The sequence below is a fragment of the Paenibacillus sp. V4I5 genome, from assembly GCF_030817255.1.
GTDB lineage: Bacteria > Bacillota > Bacilli > Paenibacillales > NBRC-103111 > Paenibacillus_E.
In genome coordinates this window covers 6,679,278-6,702,919 of the sequence record NZ_JAUSZB010000002.1, presented here as the reverse complement: position 1 = coordinate 6,702,919, position 23,642 = coordinate 6,679,278, and the positions used below count along the sequence as shown (strand labels likewise).

The window sequence follows — 23,642 nt, the reverse complement described above, 5'->3', positions numbered from 1 at the left end:
GGGAAGGTTCATGAATCGTTCAGAGCGACGTAAAAGAAGGCAAATATGTCGCAATTTAGCAGGCAGTGGAGTCAGTGCCACACATTCTCCTTTAATTTATGAGGAAGAACGCCGACATCAGCTACTTAGGTTACCAGAGCAAGCACTCTATAAGATGGGAGAAGATCTTTCCTTCATACGTGAATCAGCAGATCAGCGAACGTTTTTTCTGGAATTTGATGTTCAAGAAGAAGGTGGCGCCAAGCGAAAAAAGCGTGTCATTAAGGAAAAACATTTAGCTGAACCTATTATTGCAAAAATTGTTGAAGTTGTTAATTCATATCGCACATCACAAAATTATGAATACAATATAAGTCCTCCACATTGGAAAACTCACGAGGCTCTGACTAATCGTCTCCGTCAAGGTGAAAACTTTCTTTAAAGGAATTACCAGGAGATTAAAACCAGTAGATGATTATCATTATTCGATTATGAAACAACTCCGCACTTTTATTGAAGTACCTGAAGCTGATAAGAGTATTAATCAGGAGAAAAAAAGAATTCCGAAATCAGACTGGACAGAAGCTTATCTTTATAATGGGAATGGTTCAGACTCAAAACGCCGTCGTAAGCAGGTTATGCGACTGAGTCTTCTTTCTCGCGCGTATACTCATCCGAATTTTCCCCTCCAGACTGTTACCAGCCTTCACCAGCTCGGACTTACTCGCTACTACGGAACGATCCGCCATCTCGAAGCACATCGATTCGGCTTTCCCTTTAAGGTTAACCTCCCTACCTTGTCTACGTTTGCGTCAAGGAGACTACGAGACTTCCCTCGGTTATCTGCACATTCTATTCCATCCAACCTGATCCTAATCACGTCGATGAGCCTGGCAGGTCATACCCCTTTGTTTGTTTCCCTGCAAGATATAACATATTTGCATAAGTTTCCCCGTTTGTTTGGCGGGTCACCCAACATCGCCGCCACCTCTGGATCACCGCATTCCGGGCTGGATATTTCCTGCAGGCCCTTCAGATTCTCTCTCACGAGAGACAACCTGCCAATCCTAACCCTGCTGGATTAGGACCTCTACTTCGGCTACGGCACTTTAAAAGGTAAAGTTACCGAGTGGATTTGAACCACTTAGATTGTGCGACTGTGAGGCGCACAAACAAACCGGACCCCCTTATTTGGAGTTCCGGTTTATAAACACTAAACAACTTCATTCAACCGCCCATCCCGAAACCGCACAATCCGCTTCGCCTGTTGTGCAATCAATAAGTCATGCGTAATCAAAATAATCGTCCGACCTTGTGCATTTAATCTCTTTAAAATGTTTAAAATCTCCACACCAGTCTTCGAATCTAACGCTCCCGTAGGTTCATCCGCCAAAATGATTGCTGGATCTCCTACCAATGTTCGCGCAATAGCAACACGCTGCTGCTGTCCACCAGATAGCTCTGATGGAAAGTGCTTCTTACGATCCAGCAAGTCAACCGAATCTAGAGCATGTAAAACGAGAGACTTTCTTTCCTTTTTCGTCATTCCCCGATAGATCAAAGGCAACTCCACATTCTCAAAAGCATTTAATCTCGGCAGCAGGTTAAAACTCTGAAAAACAAATCCTATCTTCTGATTGCGAATCTCAGCTAGCTGTGAATCCTTAAGCACGTTTATTGCTTGACCATCAAGGTCATAAACACCTTTATCTACAATATCCAAACACCCTATGATGTTCATTAGTGTGGATTTGCCGGAACCTGACGGTCCCATGATGGCCACGAACTCTCCATGATCAATATCTAACGAGACATCATCTAATGCTTTAATCGTTTCCTCGCCCATCGTATAGTATTTACTAGCTTTCTCGATATGGATTAACGTCATAACCTTCACCACCATTACTTGCAAAGTGTCCAAATAAATGAAGTATCCGATTCGTAATCTTACCGCTTCGCCTTATAAAATTCATGATATAGCTTCATCAGCGCACGCTTCTCAATCCGTGACACATAGGATCGGCTAATGCCCAGCTCTTTCGCAATCTCCCGCTGCGTACGCTCTTCTCCACCTAATTCCAACCCAAACCGGCCAACGACGACTTCCTTCTCGCGATCGTCCAAGATTTCCAAGTTCCGATAGATTTTGCTCTTCTCTATCTTGAGCTGAACCTTATCCACTACGTCATCAGCTTCCGTACCGAGAATGTCGATGAGCGTTATTTCATTCCCCTCTTTGTCCGTTCCAATGGGATCATGTAAGGACACATCCTTGCGTGTTTTCTTCAATGAACGCAGATGCATCAGGATCTCGTTCTCAATACAGCGAGCCGCGAAAGTCGCGAGCTTGGTCCCTTTGTTCGGCGAGAACGACTCGATGGCTTTGATGAGTCCGATCGTCCCAATCGAGATCAAATCCTCGAGATCTTCCCCCGTATTGTCGAATTTTTTGAGGTTGTGGACACGAAGCAACGGGATGGGACGAATCAGTATGAAATCAAAAGATCATGTATTTAAATGGAACATTACGAAGCTGATATGATCCTATTAATCGTTAGATGGCATTTAAAATATTGCTTGAGTTATAGAGATGTCGCAGAAATGATAAAAGAGCGAGGATTGAATATCTCTCATACTACGATCATGAGATGGGTCCATGAGTTCGGACCTGAAAACTATGATGGGATTTAAGTCATTCCAGACAGCCGAAGAAACGTTAGCGGGAATTGAAGCCTTTCATATGCTCAGGAAACAGCAGGTTGAAATATCGCCTGCTATTTCCGATGTTGAATGGATTAATAAATTATTTGGATTGGCTGTATAGTTTATCCAATAAAGTAAGGTATACTTGGCAGTTTTATTATTTGTAATACAACCACAATGAGTACCACCGAACTGATGACTCGGAACAAAACATTCAGCTTATACACTTTCTTATTCTTGAAGCTGATCCATATGAGAGACAAGTATGATTTCATGATGTTCCTCACTCCTTGCCCCGCGACCGGCCGATACTTATTAAGATGTATTCTATTTGGAACTCACTTTCTGCCAGGTGGTAATAAGCGATTGAGCATCCGTATTAAGAATCGCTTTGGCACTGTCTTTAACATTATTACGTAAGGCTTCATTATTTAAGTGCTTTATAAAATCCTGCATATGTTTAATCGCATTATCCTGTTTCCCGATTTCAAGTTGATGTTGTACCTGCTTAAGAGCATTGGTAAGCTGTGGTATCACCGCTCCGCTTAATTCTCCTGAATCCGTGAAACGAGTTATTAAATGTTCCATGGCATATACACTTGTTGTAACGCTAACATGAAATGTGTTCTGAAGCTTGTTACCTGCAGCATCCTCGATTGCAACAGTTGTCGTCTTATCTCCTAAATTTCCAGCCATATCAATATCTATACTTTGCATTGTTTGAGGATTAATCTTATATTCCGTACCATCCACGATGATTTGTGCAGATTTTATGGCTGATAAGTTATCCCATACTTTGAAGTTTAGAGCCATGTAATCCTCGAAGGAATCTCCTTCTTTCAACATATTCCAATTTGCAGAAAGTGAAAATGAAGGCAAATCCTTACTCACTATTGTTTTTCCCTGAGATACATTTCCTGAGGTATCAATAGTCTTTATTAAAATAGTAAAGTCATTACCCTTTTGAATTCCCGGTAGAACAGCAGTTTGTATTCCTCTATTAACATCTATTACACTGCCAACCTGCTGTCCATTGCTTAATAGAGTGATTTGCACCTTCTGACCATCAATATCATAGGGACCATCCCAAAGCAACTTCATACTGTCAGTTCCGCTGATCACTTGAATATTTTCCACATTGCCTGGAGGAACATTGTCTTTCACAGGAACAGGCGGTGGAGTTGGTGCTGTAAATACAGCTGGGTCACCGAAGGTAAATTTATCAAAGTTATATAACCAATCTCCACCTTTAAACAACATGAAAACAATGTGCTTTCCTGTTATAGGCGTTGTTACATCCGCTGAGAAAACCTTGAATTTCTGCCATCCGCCGGTTCCTGTAACAGTACTAGTCGCAATAACGGGACCGTTCATGCTGTCCATTCTTAATTCTATAGTTCCTCCACCTGTATCACTTGCAGCATTAACATGGAATTTTGAAGGACTTGTACTTCCAAAATCGACGTAATTGTACATGGCATATGGGTTATTAGGACCGTATATTCCGGCCAAGTAGGTTTGCTCTCCTCCATTTTCCGTACCGAAACCTACGCCACTGGTATAGTTTTCAGCTTCTAGCTTACCATATGCATCTCTTGCTTTGCCCTTCACTGTTGTAAAGGTGAACCAATCCAAATTACAGGGTGAATCACTTCCGTTTGTTCCATGAAACACTAGATATACATCATGAACACCAACGGCTTTGGTATCGTCTATGTTAGACATAATGTCTACCCAGTTATTCCAATTACCTAAAGCAGGAATTCCAATAACACCTACAGTGGGTCCGTTCAAACTGTCTAGCTTAATTTCAATAGTACCCCCTTGATTGCCGCTTGTTACATGAGCAGTAACACCTGCGGCACCGGATCCAAAGTCAATTCCTTTATAAGAGGCATAAGCATTGTTTTTAATACCATCTATAAATCCCCACTCCGCATTTTTACTTAGACCTGAACTGCTGTCGAAATTACCAGCTTTAAGCCTTGCATATGCATCTGTTTTTGTAGGATCCGTTGTAGTGAATTTGAACGAATTTAAATTAAATAAGTATTGATCTTTCGTCTTTGTGAAGGCAAGATATACATCATGTTTTCCCGTAACTGTACTTTGGTTCCCTTGATCATCCTTAAGAAGTGTAACGGCATCCGTATAATTATTCCAACCGCCTGTTCCTTCTACGTTTAAGGTGCCAACTTTGGGACCATTCAACGAATCAAGCCTTATTTCAATATTACCTCCATCTGTTCCGCTAGCTGCTCTAGCAATAAAGCCAATAGCACCGGTGGATCCAAAATCAACATTTTTATAAGCCGCAAAGAATCCTGACTGAATTCCACCCAGCTGCAGTGTACCTTCTGAACTGCCCTCTAAGATAAATCCGGTACCCACATTATAGCTTTCCGCTTCTATTGTATTGTAAGGATTTTTTGCGGCATAATTTATTGTAACATCCTGTGGTTCTATAACAGTTAATGCTTCAACAGCACTTGATGATGCCCAGGATTCATAAGTTCCGGAAAGCAGTTGCCCTGCCCAGTTGCCATCCACGATATTGTCTGAATTTCGATTATTCCATGCCATTTGAGTATTGAAAGCAAGCCAATAATTAAAATCGTCGCTAAACTGCTTATATGCACTTTCACTTCTCTCATTCACAGCCTTTTGAAGATAGGCCAGATTACGGATTAATATCGTTTTACCGCCCTTTAAGTCCCCATTCGGCCCTTCGTAGCGCAACAAATGGTTGGCGTCAACTAAATGAGTTTGGGTAAAGTTAGCTGCTTTCACTGCATCATCGAGATATACGGTATTTCCGGTTATTTGATACAGGCCTACTGCTGCGCCTATGAAAGTACCCTGATTATAATGAGTTGCATCCGGGACTGCGCCTTTCTCAATTTCTATCCGGTCATATACTTTTCCATTGCCGTCAGTAAGCATAGTCTTGCCCCATCTGTATATTTTAGAAGCTGCATCTAAATAATGTTCATCCTGAGTAATGTTATACATATAAACAGCTGCTTCAGCCGCTGGGAAATTAATGCAGGCATTCTTTGTGGTATGCTCACTATTCAACCACCAAATGCCGCCATTTGCAAAGTTGTCATCCCATTGCGTGTCATATACGAAGTCAAAATAATACTTGGCCTTATCTAAATATCTTTGTTCCTTGGTAATTTCATAAGCTCTCGCAGATGCCATGGCCCACCACATGATATCATCGTTGAAATGATTGTTTGTCCAATCTTCTCCGAATTTTGCTACTGTACCGTCAAATATATCATCGATCTGAGTTCTAAGTTTTGATTTCAAACTAGGATCAGATGTGTGTACATAGGCATCCATGACCATTTCCCAAAGTTCCGCTTCTACCCAGAAGCCTTGATAGTTGTTGCCATGATCAGAATTCGTCCAAAAATACTTTGCATCACTATCCCAAAACTTTGTGTTAAATGCTTCTATGGCAACGTCTGCATCTGACGAAGTAAATACATTGGCTTTTGTGATGGCTACTTCTGCATCTGACGAAGTGAATGCATTGGCTTTTGTGCTTGTAATGGCAGACATCGTAGTAAAACTCAAGGAACACGCCAATGTTAATACTATGAATTTAAATGGTTTAACTTTTTTCAATCCCATCTCACACCTCCAATGTAATAGAACTATTTAATTACCTTAGAAATCTTGTCAACCATATCGTTTAGGTTGCTGACAGGTGCTTTCCCTGTCAAAACATTATTCCATGAAGCCTCTACAAATGGATTTGCTTTACCTGCCCATGTGGTTAGGAATCGTACGGGTTGAACATTCTTGGATTGGAGAATATGATTCACACCTTCGGCAACATCAGCATGCTTGGAAGAAGTTAAAAAGTCGAAGTAGGCTTTTGCAGCATCCTTATGTGCGGCAGGAGCAACGGGATTTTGCGGCAATACTTCTGCATACATGGTCGAATCCAAATATTTAAGCACTTTCCAGATCGCATCCGGATTTTTAATGTTGGAAGGGCTGCTCCAACCAACTGCATCGTAAATTTCCGATTGTGAGTTTACTACAGGACCTGGAACAAAGCCCCAATCTAAATTAGGTGCAGTTCTGATCAAATCATCCGCAATCCATTGACCTTGTTGCGTCATCGCCACAGTACCAGCTTTAAAATTGCTGATGACGTTTGTTTGGTCGAAGTTCGGCGGGATCATGGAGCCGTTAGCGATTGCAGCCTTATATTTTTCTAAACCTTCAATAAACTGCGGACTGATTTCAACTTTGGTAGGTTTCACGATTCCATTGGCAAATGGCGCACCACCGGCAGAAACCGAATATAAGGATAATTTGAATGGGTCAACGGTTGCATACAATCCATATTGCTGCACGCCTCCCTTTTTAGAAGAAAGCTTAAGTGCATCTGCAAACATTTCATCATAAGTCCAACCAGCTTTGGGCTCAGCTAATCCTGCCTCCTTGAAGAGTTTCTTGTTATAGAAATAACCATATGTATTTAAAAGACCAGGCAGCCCATATAATTTGCCGCCATCTAACTTCCACGCATCCAGTACACCGTTATAAAAACCATCCATAAACTCCTTATCTCCAGCTGCCTTAGCACTCCAGTCATACAGTCTTCCTTCCGCACCGTTGGCAATCACCATATCATTGCCTGTCATGAATATATCGGGACCCTGATTGGCTGTTATCATTTGATTGATTTTTAGGCCATAATCGGATAATGGCGCAGGAATCATTTTCACAGTAATACCTGGATTCGCTGTTTCGAATTTTTTCATAGATGCCATAATCTTTTCATTCATAGATGGAGATTCCCAAGTCATAATACTGACTTCAATAGGTGCCGCTTTTGTAGGTTCCTTTGTAGCTGAAGGAGCATTCGTAGTAGCTGCAGCCGAAGTGCTTGAAGTTGGCGCCTTATCAGTAGAACTGCAAGCTGACAAAGCGAATGGAAATACCATAACGACCGCTAATAATAGACTTGCCCTTGCATGATGTTTTTTCATTTTGTAATACCTCCCGTTTTTTATAGAAAAAACTTTTTTACTTTTAAGTATAAATGACATTTCAAATCATTTTTTTGACATTCCCCCTTTCAATGAGTCGAGGCTATTTCAAACCAGCGGAATTGACCGATCCAAGACCTTGCATGAAATACTTTTGGCCGATAAAAAAGATAATCAGCATGGGAAGCATATAAAGCAGATCAGCCGCCATAAAATAATTCCATTGCGTTGTCCATGTGGATGCGTATGAAGCCATGGAAACAGCCAAAGGCCACTTTGATTGATCAACCAAATAGATAACAGGTTCAAGATACTGGTTCCAAGAACCCTGAAACGAAAAAATCATCATGGTGATAATAATGGGCATAGACATCGGCACAATAACGTTCCATAATATTCGAAGATCATTCGCACCATCTATCTTCGCCGCTTCATCAAAGGATTTTGGAATGGTACTCGAAAATTGGATAAACAAAAATGTAAAGGATGCATTTCCGAAAAACGCAGGAACGATGATAGGAAGCCAAGTATTATACCAACCCAGTGATGTATATAAATGGAACAAGGGAATCAAACCAATAAATCCTGGTAACATCAGACTTCCTACAAATAAAGAAAACCACATTTTACGCCCCGGAAATCTCAAACGACCTAGGCCGTACCCTACTAGAACCGAGCTAATGATCTGTCCGATTGTACATAGGACTGCAATAATCATTGAATTTGAAAACGCTCTCCAGAAATGAATTTGTTCAGTTCCAATTACGAAGTTTTCCCAATTGAATTCTTTGGGGTACCAATCAGGCGGAAGACTGAACACATCATCGTTTCCCTTTAACGCTATAATGATCATCCAAAATAATGGATACAGCATCGAGATTGAGCCAACTAGAAGAATAATAAATCGAAATATTTGAAATGCAGAATTTTTCATACTGCCACCCTCTTACCTATTATCATTTTCGTAATAGACAAATCGATTGGAAAATTTATAAGTAACCAATGTAAATAGCATAATGATGGCAAACAGGATACTTACTTCTGAAATCGCGTAGCCAAACATCTTGCCATTGAAAGCATCCTGAAATATTTTGAAGTTAAGAAGCATTGTGGAAAAATTAGGTCCTCCGTTCGTTAATACAAGTACCTGAGTGAACCCTTGGAAAGCTCCAATAATCCCTAAGATGAGTTGAAGAAAAAGAATAGGAGTAATCATCGGAATGGTAATCTGGATAAAGCTCATCCACCTTGTGGCTCCATCCACTTGTGCGGCTTCATAAAAGTCTTGAGGGACCGATTGGAGACCGCTTAAAAAGATAATCATGGTACCTCCAACCTGCCATAAACCGTTAATAATGACTGAAATCAAAGCTGTATTCTCATCCGTCAACCAAGTTCCTTGAGGGAGCCCTAACAAGTTTAAAACTTGATTGGCAAGACCATATTGAGGTTGATAAATAAACTTCCATAACGTAAGAGATGCAATAATAGGTAAGACGGTGGGTAAATAATAAAAAGTGCGAAAATACTTAATGCCGGGAAGGTTTTTGTTTAATAACATGGCTAAGAGTAAACCAAGCGCTAGTGAAGCAGGAACGCTTAGAAAAACAAAGTAAAAAGTTACTTTTATGGAAGTCCAGAAAGCAGGATCTACTGTAAACATATAAATGTAATTATCAATTCCGACATATTTCGGTTTATTAAAACCATCCCATTCTGTTAAAGCATAATAAAATGAGGTTATGAGCGGGTAAGCAACAAACACACTGAAACCGATAATGGAAGGTAATATGAATAAATAACCGATGATCAAGGCTTTTAAATTCTTTTTTTGCACAATTGCTTTCAATACTATGCCTCCTTTATCAAGTCCCTTTGTTCAGCCCATTTCCAGACAAATTCCCCGAACAAGCTATTCGCCCACGCAAACCAACTTCGTGTATATTGCTCTGGATGATCCGGATGGAAGCTTTCATGCATAAATCCTGTTTCTGCATGAGTATGAAGCAGCATTTGAATAATGGCATCCTGCTCCTTAAGATCCCTCGATGTAAGCCCTTGCATAATTAAGCCGATATGCCAAACATACCCCTGTGGTGTATGAGGACTGCCGATTCCTTTCGCATACATGCCTTCATAATAATAGGGATTCTCTTTACTCAGAACAAAGGCGCGAGTATTTTGATAAATGGAATCATCCTTCGAACGATAACCCAAGTAAGGAATGGATAGTAAGCTTGGGACATTAGCATCATCCATTAAATTGTAATTTCCAAAACCGTCTGTTTCATAAGCGTAGATGGGGCCATGCTTGGGATGTTGATACACACCATATGTTTGAATACCGAACTCAATTTCTGCCCTAAGATCTTTAGCAGTGGCAGCAAGGCTATGATCCTGATACGCATTTTCTGCAAACTCAATAATGTGACCCAGAATGACTACTGCAAACATATTGGCTGGAATTAAGAAACCGAACTTGCAAGCGTCATCACTTGGCCTAAAACCCGACCATACCATGCCCGTATAATTCGTTCGAGTCCCCTTACCTTTAAAGGGAATCGTATCCGAAGGCAACACACAATGTTCTTCGCTTCGTTCAAATGAATAGGAAGAATGCTGATCATGGCGCTGTTCAGTTCGCATCGTTTCTACAATGACACGCAGTGCCTGATGCAGAGAATCGTTAAAGAGCTCTGTGTCTTGCGCAGCATCCCAATAATCCTTACAAAGCTGGACTGGGTAGCATAGAGAATCCAATTCAAACTTTCTCTCCCAAATAAAGGGGGCCATTTCCGTCAAGTCCGATTGATGTCCAGAACCATCGCCCTCTTTATTGAAGGCGTTTGCATATGGATCTGTTAAAATGTTAATGGCTTGCCGATGGACCAATCCACGAATGAGACGCTTTAAATCTTTATCGCCTGCACATGCAGAAATGTAGGGCCTTACCTGTGCAGACGAATCTCTGAGCCACATAGCTGGAATATCACCCGTTATGATAAATGTTGTTTCATCTGCCAAAAGCTCAACCGTTGTTTCCAGCGTGTTTGGATAACATTGTTTGAACATATGGACTAATTTAGGTGATGTCGATAAAAACTTCTCCTCAATCCTGTGAATTCTGTTTTGTATAGAAGGATACATGTTATCACTCTCTTCGTTGTTAGTCGTTATATATATTGATATATACAGGTTATGCAATTAGTATATTGTTGTATGTTATATTATGTCAATATAATTTTATTTAGTTAATTTCGGTCTTTAATATAACAGCATGAATACTATGTTTATATTGTAATCTCAAAAAATAAACAGTATATTAGGTATATCATTAAATGAATGAAGGATGATTAATATGGCAATCCCACTCTACGAAAAGATTTACCAACATATATTGAACGAAATAAAAAGTGGCGTTCTAAAAGAAGGGGATCGTATCCCTACAGAGCTAGAACTAGCAGATCAATTCCATGTCAGCCGAATTACAACAAAAAAATCCTTGGAAATTTTAGCACAAGCCGGTTTAATTGAGCGTCATCGCGGCAGAGGCTCTTATGTAAGCAGTCATTTACCAGAGCTACATTCCTTAGCCTTGACAGAAGAAATGGTCGATTTGGAAACGCCTACTTCTGACGACTGGCGCTTAATTGGGGTCATTTTACCGGATTTCTCAGAATCCTATGGAGCAAAACTGCTGCGCGCTATTGAACATCAATGCACCAAGCTTCGTATTCGGATGATTTTAAAACTAACCAATGATCTAAGGGAAGAAGAGGAAATTGCGATTCGTTCACTTGTAAAAATGGGGATTGATGGATTAATTGTTTATCCCATTCATGGAGAGCATTACAATGAAGAGCTTTTAAAGCTTGTCTTAAATGAATTCCCGCTTGTCCTACTCGATCGCTATTTAAAAGGAATTAATGCTTGTTCGGTATGCATAAACAATAAAAAAGCAGCGCAAGAACTTACAGATTATTTACTAGATAAACAACATAAACATATTGCCTTTGTTTCTACTCCTCCTGAAAACACATCTACAATTGAAGAAAGAGTTCATGGGTATACGGATGCATTACTGCACCGAGGGATTGGTATAGATCAGCAATATTTTATTACAAATTTAAGTGCTACGCTTCCAAATCAATTGAACAAGGACTCCAACATTTTGGAAGACCGTGAAATCATATCTCAATTCATAATGAGAAATCCGCAAATCACAGCGTTCGTGGTAGGTGAATATTTATTAGCTATCCTTTTACGACAGGTATTAAATAAACTAGAATTACACACGAACTACGAAATTGTTTGTTTCGACTCTCCGGACGATCTATTTGAAGAACCCGTGTTCAGCTACATTCGACAAAACGAAGTAGAGATGGGAATAAATGCAGTAAATTTGATGCAAATGCAGTTGGATGGAACCACCGTTCCAACGCAAACATTAGTAGCTCATTCATTTGTAAAGAGAATGGATAGATAATATAGAGAGCAGTCGCCTCAAGCTATGAAACCGCATAAGGCGACTGCCCATTTTTATTTATTTCAGCAAAGATGGAACCGCCAAGCTAACAGAAGCGTTCATTTCACGGTTAAGCTGGTCCAGAACAAATACTTTAACTGTATAGGATAAATGCGCAGCATCTTCGATATCAAAAAAAGCTGCGAACTCTTTAGCTGTAGATATAGGATCTGTTTCCATAGCGAAGATGCTTACCGGCGTTGTGTCTTTCATTAACTGGAACACGACCACTTGCTTGCCTTGTCGTGGTTCCGCTCCCGGAGTGGCCGCTACTTCCACCTTGGCTCCAATACCCTCACTACGATCCAGTACGCCGTCCGAAATAATGGTATAAGGCTCAATATTAGGTCCTGTATTCACGAATCCCGCATGAATCCAATCGCCGTGGTCAAAGTTCTTGTCGCCAGCGTCATTTAGGGATAACCTGATCTGCTTTGCGCCATCAGGCAGCGGTACGTCAAAGTTCCACACCATACCTTTGCCGACAAGCGGCGAGAATGCGAGCAACTTGTCATCCGCATAAACCTTGAAGAACATGCTGGCATAGCCACCGTTTTCATTAACTTCATCATCTGCGCCCGCTACTGCGACGAACCGTTTCGCCCCCGTTGGGATATGATAAACAATTTCTGAGTTGGCATGTGTGCCCACTCCGCGGTCGTACGGTTTGCCTGCAGCTGTCAGCGTATTCCCATCGATGGATTTATTCTTTTTGGGTACGTTTGCCCACCCTGATGTCGCGCTCACCCAGTCCATTTGATCCAAATAAACGTCCGGCAGGGGTGGTACAGGACCATTATGTTCAAAAGTATGCAGCGTTTTGGATACGGTATTCGAATCTGCATATCCTTGAACAAACAGCTTCGCTTTTACGGTTGCGCTGCTCACCGGCAGCGTAAACGGCCCCGTATACAGCAGTGAATCTCTGGACGGTTCGCTGCCGTCAATGGAATAGCGTATTTCGTAGCTGCTTCCTTCAGCATTCGTCAGCATGGTCACTTTACCGCCTATATCCATCCAGCTGCGTTTGCCATCATAGACAATCTGCAAGTACGGCGAAGTCTTGTAAAAGCGAGCGGAAACCGTGCTTCCTGCTCCATCTCCGCTAAGGATCTTTGCGCGAACGACGGATGATGAGGTTAGCTCAATGTAATTCTCATATTTAGGCGAGCTTGCCGTTGGTTCGGATCCGTCAAGCGTATAGTGTATTTCACTCGAAGCGTTCACGGGCTTGAGGTACACTTTTCGCTTATCCAGAAATCCACCGCCAAATGGCTCCATATCGAGTTTCGTAAGCTTAGCCACATAGCCTCCGCTACCACGCATTTGCATGTTCAGTATACTGCTGGAGGTTAACACCTTTTTCTCAATCGTATATCCGTCTTGTTTAGTCCTATCATCCGCAAATATTTGCGCATTATAATTACCGCTTCCTAAAAACGATAGAGCCACATCTGTCGAGCGCTCCTGCAAACCGTTCATGACGGTTACATACCAAGTAGTACCGGAACGTCTAGCCATTGCCGATAATTCACCGATCTCACTTCCAGAGAGTACGATTGTCTCATCCCAGACGGTAGGAATGCTCTTAATGAACTCCGAGGCCGGGTTCAATAACATATTCTCCGGATGTTCGCCAAATGAAAGACTTGGCGACGTAAAGCTGAGTGCCGAGGCAATCTGATGGCTCCAGGAGCTTTTCCCCATACGATTGCTTAGTGACATCGGCGTATAATCGCCATGACCGGCCAAATAACGAGTAAAAGGCAAGGTTGTGTTATGGTCAGCCGGAGGCGCGCCTTGCTCCAACCCGTGAATGCCTTCCCGCGTTATCTCGTTCGGATATGTCCGAGACAAGCCAGTCGGTTTATTGGCGCCATGAAAGTTGACCATCAATTGATATTTGGCCGCATCCTCCAGCGTATCCCGGTAGAAGTTGATCTTAAACAGTTCTTCCCCGTCGATAAAATCAAGCTTCACGCCGACAACGCCAGCTGCTCGCGCCTTCTCGAAAAAGGCCAATCGGTCAGCGCGATTGAATATTCCTTTCACTCCCGAACGGTCTGAGGCCGATTTCCACAACCAACTCTCTACATGTTTGGATTTACCATAATCGACTACCTCTTTGACAGCGGCCCAGTAAGCATCCGGCGCAGCAGCCCAATCGGTCCATCCCTCATCGATCAAATTGTAAGGAATGCCGAGTTCAGAAGCATAGTCGATATAAAGCTTCATATTCAGAAGCGAAACATCACCGTCCACAACCCAAGACCATGTCGATGCTCCTGGTTTAATCCAGTCCATGTTGTTATCATAAATGGCTGCTCTCGGGGGATTAACGTTTGGAATGATGTCGCTGTTCACTAAGCCGTTCAAATCACTAGCAACGGAAACAATTCTCCAAGGCGTTGACACAGAACCGGATAAAGTCCAGCTCCCCCCATTAAAGTAAGCCTTGAAGGTGCTGTTTCCTTCGGCCACGAGGGCCATTCCCACATAATTGACCAAAGCTCCTTCCGTTATCGCCGCATAGCCGCCATTATCAGGCAGCTTTATCGTCATCGGAGGACCGATTTTCGTGCCGAGAGGGACCAATTTGGCGCTTTGTTTCGTAAATCGGCCTTCATAGGAAATCGTGTTCTGTTGGTACCAGACTGTGCTGTCAGCAGGGATTTTGAAACTGCTGCTTTCTCCGGAAATGACATAATCCGTAGGTCCTTGAGGAATTACATAACGGAAAGCGATACCGTCATCAAATAGCTTTACTTCCAGTGAATACTTCATACCGGTAATCGTGTTGACCATTGGAATTGTCGTCAGCGTATGATGATCGTGAGCTGTGGAATGCTGCCCGATCCATGGATATGAAACGGCATCAGGGGAACTTGTAACCACTTCATCTTGATCCCAAACCGCGCGATCGCCGATGTCGATCCCTTCGATAATGACCCCGAGATACGATTTCTCGATAACTGTTTTTCCATTAAACCTCATAGAATACGTTAATCTGCCGTTCATGTGCTCTATGGTACTCGTTACTTTTCCTTGAGGACTAGAGATGTTCACAGGCTCTGAAGGCTTCCATTCGTCTGAACCGTCACTCAGTATGAATTTGGCATCCAACCAGTCTGTATGATCGCAGGTAGGATCGCTCAGATTGTCTGTAATCAATGTCAGCGTCTTCGCTCCAGCAGGAATGCTAATATTGAACATATACGTTTCGTTAAATTTCAAATCTGGTGAACTCGCAATGACGACATCGTCAGCCTTGACGTAAAATTTCGCTTTAGCCTTCACAAACTCCGGGTTGGACTTCACCTCATCATCGATACCTGCTAAAGCTGTAAAACGCTTGTACCCAGGATCGAGATTATATACGATTTTGGAGCTTGCATGTGTGCCGATCCCCTTGCTGTATACTTTGCCGGCAGAGGTTAGCGGATTGCCATCCAATGATCGATCCCGCTTGGTTGGACTCCAGTAAGACTCGGAGCTTACCCAGTCCAGATCAGACACATAAACCGACTGAGATACGCTCAATTGCGCTTGTGCTGCACCATTGTAAACAGCAGAATTGGTATCTAGCAGCGTCTCGTTGTAGGTCGCTTCGGTCACCGAAGCTACGCTCGAAGTTTGTACAGGTTCAGCAGCAGTGGCTTCTTTGGAGAATCCTACTGCAAAGTTGGTGGTCAGCAAACAAATCATTAACAACAAACTTACGATGACGTGCAGAATATGACGTCTTCTTTTCAATTTTACTCCTCCTCGAATGCAAGATTATAGATAGCCTGCGCATTTTGCGCACGGGTTGCTTGAGACTGAGGATCAAACCCGCCATCCTTCACACCTTGCATCAGCTTAACCGTTAATGCTTTATTAACGGCTTCCACTGCCCATTCAGAAACATCAGTTCCATCTTCAAAGGAATGTAAAGGTTTTTCTTTCAAGCTAATCTTTCCATGCTTAATCTCATAAGCCTTCACAAGCATAATCGCCATCTGTTCACGAGTAATCGCTGTATGAGGAGCAAATTCAGTATCCGTGACTCCAGAAACGAGTCCAGCCCCATAAGCTGCTTGGACAGCACCTGCAAACCAATCGTTATTACCAACGTCTTTAAATGGAGATGCGATTGCATTTCCGTTTGCATTTACAGACAATCCTAAAGCTCTAATCAGCATAGCTGTGAACTCTGCCCGCGTGGTCTTATCATCGGGAACAAACAAGCTATCCGTTTTTCCTGAAATGATATGTTTAGCTGATAATACTTCTAGCGTACGCGCCACCCAATGGTTTTTGTCTACATCATCAAACGACTTTCTATATTCTATAGCTGCATATTTGCTCAAATGTTTCAGCTTCACGGTAATCGATGCTGTGTCAGGGTTCATATTCCCGCCAACAAATTCCCATTGATTCATTTGCTCATTGTAGTAATAAACACCAAGCAGTAATGGATCCGTATTCTTCGTATCGAATGGCAAGGAGATTTCGACACTTCCACGCAATTGTTCAACCTTGATCTCGCGATTATCCTTAGTTAGCAAGGACACTTTGATCTCATAGATTAGCCCTGAAACTTTTAATAGCGCTGTCCCCTGCTGAGCTTGACTGACATTGTCTACGACCGGTTCCACTTTGACTTGTACCATTGCCCCTTCCGTAGTTCCTGCTTTGGAAAGAAGATATTTCAACTCCGTCTGATCAATGGTTACAGCAGCACCTCCAACATTCACTTGCATTGCTCGCTCTTGAATGTCAAGCATGGATACAAGGGCTGATGTTTGCTTCTCATCCAGCTGTACGAATGCCATACCATCTTTCATAACCGGAGTGACCGGTGTGACCGAAGGCAAGAGGTTGTTGCTATTGCCGCCATTATTCGATGACGTGTTATCTCCCCCATCATCGCTGCGCGTAATGGTTACAAGAGAAGTCCCCACGATGCCTGATCCATCTTTTGCCGCAGCTTTTACAGTGACAATTCCTGCTTGAATCGCCGTTAATGACCCTTGCTGATCAATCTGAGCTAGACCTGTTTCATTGTATACAGACCAAGTCACTGTTTTATTCGTTGCTTGAACAGGCAATACAGTTGCTATAAACTGCACTTGGCTGCCAACAGCCATCGTGTAATTGGTAGGATTCAGACTGATCTCTGTTACTAGAACTTCTGAGCCGCGATCTTCGATGACCTCAAAACGCTTCACCGTCCGTACATCCCCGCTTCCGGCAACAATCGTATACGTACCGATCATAGCGTCATTCGGCAGGGTGAACGAGTCACTAAAATTCCCGCCTTTTAGCACATTGATATAGAGGATACTTTGGTCCGGTCTTAACACTTTAATTGTCAACGTGCTCAGCTCCGTACGTCCGGTTATGGTAACCGTATCTCCAGCTTTCTTATCCGGAATATCTTGCAACTCTGGAGCCTCAATCGGCGGTTCGATAGGGTCAAGATAAGGTCTTATCACCTGCGCAAGCCGATTTGCAATCTTGACATGTCCGGCGCTGGAAGGATGCAGACTGTCGTTGAAATCGGATGACGGATATGTATCTACCCATCCAGTTGTATCTAAATAATGCAGCTGGGTATCGCCTGCAGCGATTCGGCTATTGACTGCGGCCAGCGTAGGCACAGCTTTGAAGTCACCAAAAGTGCGAAGTACAAACAGCTGAGCAGACGGGTATTTCGTCCTTATTTGCTGGAGAAATGCCGTATATGTGCTCTGAAAATTGTTATCGGATACATTGAACTTAGCATCATTAGTCCCTAAATTAATAACAATCGCATCAGGCTGGTACGTGCTGAAATTCCAATCCGGTGAGTCCGGATAATCACCTGGCTGCAGCTTGAAATATTGCTCGCTCATCCCGAGTGAATTAGGCACATAGCAAGCTACACCTGTCTCCAGGCAAATCCCGGTGTAGGCAATCTGAGTATGATCGGCACCCAGCTGCTCTCCCGCCAACCATGCGTAGGAACCGATCGATACTTCAGGCGTCGTGTAGCCTACGGTAATGGAATCGCCTATGAACTCAATCAAATGATCCCTCGGAGCCGCTTGCACGGTAGTCGCTCCGCTATCAAGAAGCAGTCCTTGAAAGGATAGGACATCCAGAATATCCTTGGAAACTACGGTTAGTGTATGTGTTCTCGCAGGAAGTGGCGTCGGTGTTAAATGGATGGTTCCAGTCGCATTTTTATACAAAACGTAAGGAGCATCATCGAGCTTGGCATACAGATTCGCTGAAGCACCCAATTTGATCTGGACATTCGTCCCCGTAAAGCTTACCCGAAGGGATGCGCCCGGCCAGTAGCTTTTGTAGGTTGCTGAAGCGCTACGATCCCACCTGCCCATATAGTGGATGTTAGCATCCTCTGGCGCAACAAAATCCATTATAGGCGCTACCTGTGGAGTAGCACTGACTTCATTGGACGCAGCGCTCTCTCCTCCAGGATAGACCGCCTTAATCACGAAGAAATAGGTAGTTCCATTGATCAGCCCTTCTGCTTTATAACCGTTAGTTGAGCTGTTCACAGTCGCTAGAGCCGCTCCGTAGGAACCTGCAGTATCACGGCTAAATATTTGATAGCTTGTCGCCCCTTCTACGGCGCCCCAGCTCAAGCTCACTTGCCCATCCCCAGCCATAGCGGCATGCAATCCAGGCGTTCCGATTCCTGTTACAGTCACCGCTGCTGTCGCTATTAATTCTCCATTTGACGTTGTAGCTGTAATGGTGGCGGTACCAGGGCCTGTTGCGGTAACGAGACCACTGCTGTTTACACTCGCGACATTTGGATTACTTGTTGTCCAAAATGCTTTTTTGTTCGTCGTATTCTCCGGAAGCAGCGCTGCCGTAAGCTGCTCGGTCATGCCGGTTAACATATCGAGCTTCGACTTATCGAGTGTAATACTGTCTGCTAAAACCTCTGGTCCGTACACCTCAAACTCCCATATAGAGTAACCGTATTGGGTAGCTCTGACTGTTCCGTACATGCGTACATAATGGGCATTAACTTCGTTAAATGCAATTGTTTCCAGTGCGCCTTTTCCGCTTGTTGTACTGAACACATGGGTCCAGTTCTCCGCATCATCGGACACTTGAATCTGATAGCTTTTGCCGTAAGCCGCTTCCCAATAGAGACGTACTTCATTGATCCGTTTGCTTTCACCAAGATCAACGTACAACCATCCTGGATCTACGCCTCGCTTGGACCCGAATCGCGTCGTTAAATTGCCGTCAAAGGCCCAAGAAGCAGTATCGACCGAACCGTCGCTTGAAGATCCTACTGCGGTTTGCTTCAGTGCCAAGTTCGTCCGCGGTCTCGGTTCTTGTGCCTGCACCGGTTTAATGGTAACTCCGCTATAAAATGCCCGATCCGTAAAATTCATTTCATGTAAAGTCGTCGCAGGCTTAGAGCTCCCCGGCATATATACATTTTCAAAGGTAATACCCGTAATCAATGCCCCTTCTTGCCCTTTGATTTTGGCAAAACTTTCACCGGCGTCACGCACAGTAATATCTTTCACGGTAACCCCAGTGATCGGCCCTGCACCATTGTTATTGTGATTCACCGTAAACATGGTCATCCACGCACTATTGTCCTCATTCTTACCGCTAATGTCCTCAACATCGATATTTTCAAACGTAACGTTGCTTACCGTGCCTACCCCATATTTATGATGGATTGCGAAACCTACAGCAGCCTTGTAAACTACACCATCTCTAAATGTGATGTTGTCTTGATTCTGCATAACACCTTGACCGATTTTGTAACCGTAACATAAGGTCCAAGTGATACTGTCCTCGATCAAAACATTGCTCACTGGTTCTGGATTCCCTGGCCAAGGCACTTTTCCTGATGCGATATCCGTATCCTCTTTCCATGCTTTTGTCGAATAAGGATCATCCAGAGCAATACCAATCGAATTGCGTACGATAGCATTTTGCGACTCGACGATATCAATCCCGTCATTCTCGCCCATGCCAAGGCTGTTAAACATCTTTAAATTTGTAAATACCAAATCATTGGAACGAACAGGCATGACCGCCCATCCCGCAGATTCACGAATGATGACACCATCCATGGTAAAGTTGGATGTAGCAATTGGCACTACCAGGTTGTTGATCATCCCTTTATTGTTGGTGCTCTTATCATCGTGCAGCGATTTTCCGTTTCCGTCGATCGTTCCACGTCCGTAGATTTTGATATTCTGGGAATTAAACGCCGTGGAGATCCACCATGTTGCTGGTCTACCCATGGAATTTTTAAACCAATGCTCCGTATAATCAGCTGTCTTCCCTGTACCTACAAAGGTTGCTCCGGGCTGCATGTAGATGGCTGTATTGCTTTTCAGTATTAAGTTACCAATATAGTATGTACCCGCCGGTACATAGACAACGCCTTGAGCGTTATTCCCCCGTACTGTACCGTAGTTGCTGGCATCATCAATTGCCTTCTGAATCGCTGCCGTTCTTTCGGTTACCCCCGTCTGAACGCCAGTTGTCGTTAAATGGTAAGGAGCTTCGGTGATATTGTAGATTCCTTCTCCTGAAGAGGCCGGAATATCGGTTTCCGCCGGATCGGCTGCAATGACGAGCCTCGTTGTTCGGTTGTTCATCGTAATGATTAAATACTCGTCCTTCTGAGTTGTAATCGTTAACGTTCTGCCTACAACACTATCAGCCTTGATTCCAAGTTTCTTAGGACTGATTGCGTACTCATGCACCTTGTCCGTATTCAGAATCGTCACCTCATACGTCACAGGACCGCCGGACATCGAGAAATGAGCGTAATCATAATCGTTGTAAGCTTTAATTACTGGGATCGGCACCCCATTCGCTTTGAGCGTAAAGTTCGCTGAAGCCGCATACCTTGTGGATTGATCGTAAGGATAAATCGCTGCGGGCGCTGCTCCTGCGTCCATCGTTGTTTCCGGTGCAGCTTGGGCGGTTTCTGTAGGAATAATAAGAACCGACGCCATTAGCACAAATGTCAGAACCGCACTAAGCCATCTTTTAGCCTTTAACATTTGCAAATGTCCTCCTTCATGATTGTATTCATTCACTTTCACCAGAACTTGGAAGCCCTTACATTTTCTTTGTGCGTGTTCAGTATATCAGACTACCCTCGCTGCCATAATGAGGAAAAATCCCACTTCTAGGGCAGATATTTATATATATAAGAGCTTGCTTACGATTGAAACAAAAAAAAAGCAGCCGCTGCTGCACTTTATCTGCTTTCATGAAGAATAACCAAGCAGCCAAAAAAAGCTGTTTAGAGAGTTCACCTTAATGTTAAAAGGTTTCGGATTGATTGATGGTCAACTTGTCGCGATTGACGGCACAAAAATAAAGGCGGATTGCTCTAAAAAGCAACACTTTAATGCCAATATTGTCAGTAAGAAACTAGAGCATATCGATGAAAAGATAGATGCATATTTGCGTGATTTTTTAACGGAGGACAATCGCCAAAAAAAGCAGGAAATCACTGAAAAGTTAGAGGTCTATCAGAAGAGAATGCATGAGTTGCAGGTAATTACCTTTCAAATGGAATGGAAAACAAGATGGGAAAGAGTATAATCGTTACACTTGTGAAGCCTTCGATATTTGCGGACAAAAAGAGTCCTGTACTTCTGCCAAAGGCGGAAGGGCGGTAACTAGGCTTAGAGACGAAGAAGTGATCGAACAGATTACTGAAAATACGCGTAGACAAAGTAATATTTATAAGCTAAGAGGGCAAATCGTTGAGTACCCTTTTGGGACGATAAAACGTCACTGGGCTATACATACTTTTTAACACGAGGGTTGGCATCAGTAGGTACTGAGACCAATTTGATTTGTCTTGCCTATAATTTAAAGAGAATGATCAAAATAATGGGCGTGAAGGAGCTCATACATTGGATTGGGGTATTCATATTGAATAAAATCAGGGAAACGAATCGGAGCATGGTAATACGGTCCGAGCGAGGTCTTTTGGGTTCAAAGGGATGATAACATAAACCAGCTAAATACAAATGATTTTATAAACTCTGTTGACTATTATATCTCAAACCGTGCTTTGATTGAATTTTTACAGGCTGAAATAAAAACATTACAATGACTGTTTGTTTCTGAAATCGTGATAAAAAATACTATATGAAATAAGAAAAAGCGTGGGGATAGGCGATGCCATTCCGTACGCTTTTTTTAGTTTATTTACAGTGTTTTTATGCTACTCTACTCCAAAAATAAACCCGTTCAATTAATCTATTCTGCCCGTTATCACAGCAAGGTTGCCGGTCGTTCTTCGTGGCAGCCTCTTAATGTGGGTTATTGAACTAACGTTACTCGTTAGCGTAATGATGTTCGGTTCGAAGCTTCTGCCCTCCATGAATCACCCCGTACGCTCTTTAATGGATTTATAAAATCCCAGAATATTGGAATCAATTGGCAAGCCAGATACTTGCCCATCTCCAATTTCAATAATTATCCATTCTCCAGAATCTGTCTTTCCGATGTCCATCGAAAAAAAGTTGCTTCCAATATTCTGAGCAAGACGATTGAAGATCGTTAAATCAGGTTTCTCATCATCGTAATGAATATCTTCCCAATAATCGAATTGAAAAAGAAATTGTTTTTGGAAATAAAACAACCTAAATTCCTTTGAGAGTGGTATCTGACTCTTAGAATGCATAGATATTCTTTCAAGATTCACGAACTCTCTAAATACTATACCTTCATTAATGTGTTCACCTTGTCGATCAATGAAATTCTTGATTACAATGGTTGCGTGATTTCTATCCGAAGCATCAGGTATGAAAAATGATTCGTTCCATTCGTGTTTCCTAGATTTCACATAATCCTTTATGATAATTGGCTTGTTCCCAAACTCAGACAGATTCCTATAGATTATATCGAAATCATTATTTAGGTTTTCAATATGAATCCAATTGCTATAAGGGGTAAAGTCTTTAATCTTATCATAAGAATTGGGAAACCAGTGACCATTCTTATATGCATCAGGATTGTTGATGAGAATTATATTCTTCTTTTGTAATCCGTTGTATAAATTTTCATAGTTCTTAGGCTTCATCATCCAGCCTCTATATAGAGCTGATTCATGAGATTCAACTGCATTAATCTTACTTAGGGATTTGTCAGTATTGCCTTCCAATAACTCTTCAAGACTAATCAACATGACAGAAAACCCAAGTGATTTAGCAATGGAGTATTCCTTCTCATAATCAAAATCAACTGCATTTTTATTCATCGGATCTGAACAAAAAATAAGAAACATATAGATTCGACTCCCATATTGGATTTGATCTTGTACTTTCAGAAGTTTCATCTAACGTCATATTTGCGAACTTCGCAAACACCTTAAATGTATTACATATTCGTGAGTCGGATTAAACTATCCTGCCCGTGTA

16 protein-coding genes and 2 pseudogenes are annotated in these 23,642 nt (G+C 42.6%); 6 read left to right on the top strand and 12 right to left on the bottom strand.

What is annotated here, in order from left to right:
• The first annotated feature begins 10 nt into the window (after nt 1–10).
• A complete protein-coding gene (locus QFZ78_RS32685; protein ID WP_307553498.1) occupies nt 11–421 on the top strand; it encodes a hypothetical protein in 411 nt (136 codons plus the stop codon).
• A 172-nt stretch (nt 422–593) separates the two neighbouring features.
• Here QFZ78_RS32685 and QFZ78_RS32680 read toward each other — a convergent pair whose 3' ends face one another.
• From QFZ78_RS32680 to sigK, 3 genes are all read right to left on the bottom strand, one after another.
• A complete protein-coding gene (locus tag QFZ78_RS32680; protein WP_307553497.1) occupies nt 594–740 on the bottom strand; it encodes a hypothetical protein in 147 nt (48 codons plus the stop codon).
• Between the two features lie 452 nt (nt 741–1,192).
• The gene (locus QFZ78_RS32675; RefSeq protein WP_307553496.1) at nt 1,193–1,867 is read right to left on the bottom strand and encodes an ABC transporter ATP-binding protein; all 675 of its coding nucleotides are present in this window, start codon (nt 1,865–1,867) and stop codon (nt 1,193–1,195) included.
• Nucleotides 1,868–1,926: 59 nt separating this feature from the next.
• Nucleotides 1,927–2,472 carry an RNA polymerase sporulation sigma factor SigK gene (gene sigK, locus QFZ78_RS32670; protein ID WP_307555992.1) on the bottom strand — a complete coding sequence of 182 codons (546 nt, stop codon included), beginning with the start codon at nt 2,470–2,472 and terminating at the stop codon, nt 1,927–1,929.
• Between sigK and QFZ78_RS32665 the strand changes: the two are divergent.
• Both QFZ78_RS32665 and QFZ78_RS32660 read left to right on the top strand, forming a co-directional pair.
• A pseudogene (locus tag QFZ78_RS32665) lies at nt 2,456–2,652 on the top strand (IS6-like element ISPsa2 family transposase); the annotation flags it as partial. The gene sigK and the pseudogene QFZ78_RS32665 overlap by 17 nt on opposite strands.
• Nucleotides 2,636–2,803, top strand: a complete 168-nt coding sequence (locus QFZ78_RS32660; protein WP_307556134.1) for a hypothetical protein — start codon at nt 2,636–2,638, stop codon at nt 2,801–2,803. The pseudogene QFZ78_RS32665 and the gene QFZ78_RS32660, both read left to right, overlap by 17 nt.
• Before the next feature lies 1 nt (nt 2,804).
• Here the strand turns inward: QFZ78_RS32660 and QFZ78_RS32655 are convergent, their stop codons facing one another.
• The 6 genes from QFZ78_RS32655 to QFZ78_RS32630 form a co-directional block, all read right to left on the bottom strand.
• Complete coding sequence (locus QFZ78_RS32655) at nt 2,805–2,957, bottom strand: hypothetical protein (RefSeq protein ID WP_307553495.1); 153 nt, start codon at nt 2,955–2,957, stop codon at nt 2,805–2,807.
• A gap of 52 nt (nt 2,958–3,009) precedes the next feature.
• Nucleotides 3,010–6,324 (bottom strand): carbohydrate-binding protein, encoded by a 3,315-nt coding sequence (locus QFZ78_RS32650; protein ID WP_307553494.1) that lies wholly within the window; start codon nt 6,322–6,324, stop codon nt 3,010–3,012.
• A gap of 23 nt (nt 6,325–6,347) precedes the next feature.
• Complete coding sequence (locus QFZ78_RS32645; protein WP_307553493.1) at nt 6,348–7,697, bottom strand: ABC transporter substrate-binding protein; 1,350 nt, start codon at nt 7,695–7,697, stop codon at nt 6,348–6,350.
• Nucleotides 7,698–7,800: 103 nt separating this feature from the next.
• Nucleotides 7,801–8,631 (bottom strand): carbohydrate ABC transporter permease, encoded by an 831-nt coding sequence (locus tag QFZ78_RS32640; RefSeq protein ID WP_307553492.1) that lies wholly within the window; start codon nt 8,629–8,631, stop codon nt 7,801–7,803.
• Nucleotides 8,632–8,643: 12 nt separating this feature from the next.
• Complete coding sequence (locus tag QFZ78_RS32635; protein ID WP_307553491.1) at nt 8,644–9,546, bottom strand: carbohydrate ABC transporter permease; 903 nt, start codon at nt 9,544–9,546, stop codon at nt 8,644–8,646.
• 2 nt (nt 9,547–9,548) lie between these two features.
• The gene (locus tag QFZ78_RS32630; RefSeq protein WP_307553490.1) at nt 9,549–10,844 is read right to left on the bottom strand and encodes a glycoside hydrolase family 125 protein; all 1,296 of its coding nucleotides are present in this window, start codon (nt 10,842–10,844) and stop codon (nt 9,549–9,551) included.
• 211 nt (nt 10,845–11,055) lie between these two features.
• Between QFZ78_RS32630 and QFZ78_RS32625 the strand changes: the two genes are divergently transcribed.
• The gene (locus tag QFZ78_RS32625; protein WP_307553489.1) at nt 11,056–12,183 is read left to right on the top strand and encodes a GntR family transcriptional regulator; all 1,128 of its coding nucleotides are present in this window, start codon (nt 11,056–11,058) and stop codon (nt 12,181–12,183) included.
• A 57-nt stretch (nt 12,184–12,240) separates the two neighbouring features.
• Here QFZ78_RS32625 and QFZ78_RS32620 read toward each other — a convergent pair whose 3' ends face one another.
• Entirely contained in the window at nt 12,241–15,975 is a 3,735-nt protein-coding gene (locus QFZ78_RS32620) for an NPCBM/NEW2 domain-containing protein (protein ID WP_307553488.1), read from the bottom strand.
• A gap of 2 nt (nt 15,976–15,977) precedes the next feature.
• Entirely contained in the window at nt 15,978–21,263 is a 5,286-nt protein-coding gene (locus tag QFZ78_RS32615) for an S-layer homology domain-containing protein (protein ID WP_307553487.1), read from the bottom strand.
• A 262-nt stretch (nt 21,264–21,525) separates the two neighbouring features.
• Between QFZ78_RS32615 and QFZ78_RS32610 the strand changes: the two genes are divergently transcribed.
• Together QFZ78_RS32610 and QFZ78_RS38680 are read left to right on the top strand one after the other, a co-directional pair.
• Nucleotides 21,526–21,813, top strand: coding sequence for a hypothetical protein (locus QFZ78_RS32610; protein WP_307553486.1), 288 nt, complete (start codon nt 21,526–21,528; stop codon nt 21,811–21,813).
• A gap of 22 nt (nt 21,814–21,835) precedes the next feature.
• Nucleotides 21,836–22,030, top strand: a pseudogene (locus QFZ78_RS38680) (transposase); the annotation flags it as partial.
• A 576-nt stretch (nt 22,031–22,606) separates the two neighbouring features.
• Here the strand turns inward: QFZ78_RS38680 and QFZ78_RS32600 are convergent.
• Entirely contained in the window at nt 22,607–23,509 is a 903-nt protein-coding gene (locus QFZ78_RS32600) for an ATP-grasp domain-containing protein (protein ID WP_307553485.1), read from the bottom strand.
• Nucleotides 23,510–23,642: the final 133 nt, after the last annotated feature.

What these genes read in the sequence shown, in the direction of transcription:
- QFZ78_RS32685 (WP_307553498.1), top strand. Translation starts at nt 11, where the DNA reads ATGAATCGTTCAGAGCGACGTAAAAGAAGGCAAATATGTCGCAATTTA.
- QFZ78_RS32680 (WP_307553497.1), bottom strand. Translation starts at nt 740, where the DNA reads ATGTGCTTCGAGATGGCGGATCGTTCCGTAGTAGCGAGTAAGTCCGAG.
- QFZ78_RS32675 (WP_307553496.1), bottom strand. Translation starts at nt 1,867, where the DNA reads ATGACGTTAATCCATATCGAGAAAGCTAGTAAATACTATACGATGGGC.
- QFZ78_RS32660 (WP_307556134.1), top strand. Translation starts at nt 2,636, where the DNA reads ATGAGTTCGGACCTGAAAACTATGATGGGATTTAAGTCATTCCAGACA.
- QFZ78_RS32655 (WP_307553495.1), bottom strand. Translation starts at nt 2,957, where the DNA reads ATGAAATCATACTTGTCTCTCATATGGATCAGCTTCAAGAATAAGAAA.
- QFZ78_RS32650 (WP_307553494.1), bottom strand. Translation starts at nt 6,324, where the DNA reads ATGGGATTGAAAAAAGTTAAACCATTTAAATTCATAGTATTAACATTG.
- QFZ78_RS32645 (WP_307553493.1), bottom strand. Translation starts at nt 7,697, where the DNA reads ATGAAAAAACATCATGCAAGGGCAAGTCTATTATTAGCGGTCGTTATG.
- QFZ78_RS32640 (WP_307553492.1), bottom strand. Translation starts at nt 8,631, where the DNA reads ATGAAAAATTCTGCATTTCAAATATTTCGATTTATTATTCTTCTAGTT.
- QFZ78_RS32630 (WP_307553490.1), bottom strand. Translation starts at nt 10,844, where the DNA reads ATGTATCCTTCTATACAAAACAGAATTCACAGGATTGAGGAGAAGTTT.
- QFZ78_RS32625 (WP_307553489.1), top strand. Translation starts at nt 11,056, where the DNA reads ATGGCAATCCCACTCTACGAAAAGATTTACCAACATATATTGAACGAA.
- QFZ78_RS32615 (WP_307553487.1), bottom strand. Translation starts at nt 21,263, where the DNA reads ATGTTAAAGGCTAAAAGATGGCTTAGTGCGGTTCTGACATTTGTGCTA.
- QFZ78_RS32610 (WP_307553486.1), top strand. Translation starts at nt 21,526, where the DNA reads ATGTTAAAAGGTTTCGGATTGATTGATGGTCAACTTGTCGCGATTGAC.
- QFZ78_RS32600 (WP_307553485.1), bottom strand. Translation starts at nt 23,509, where the DNA reads ATGTTTCTTATTTTTTGTTCAGATCCGATGAATAAAAATGCAGTTGAT.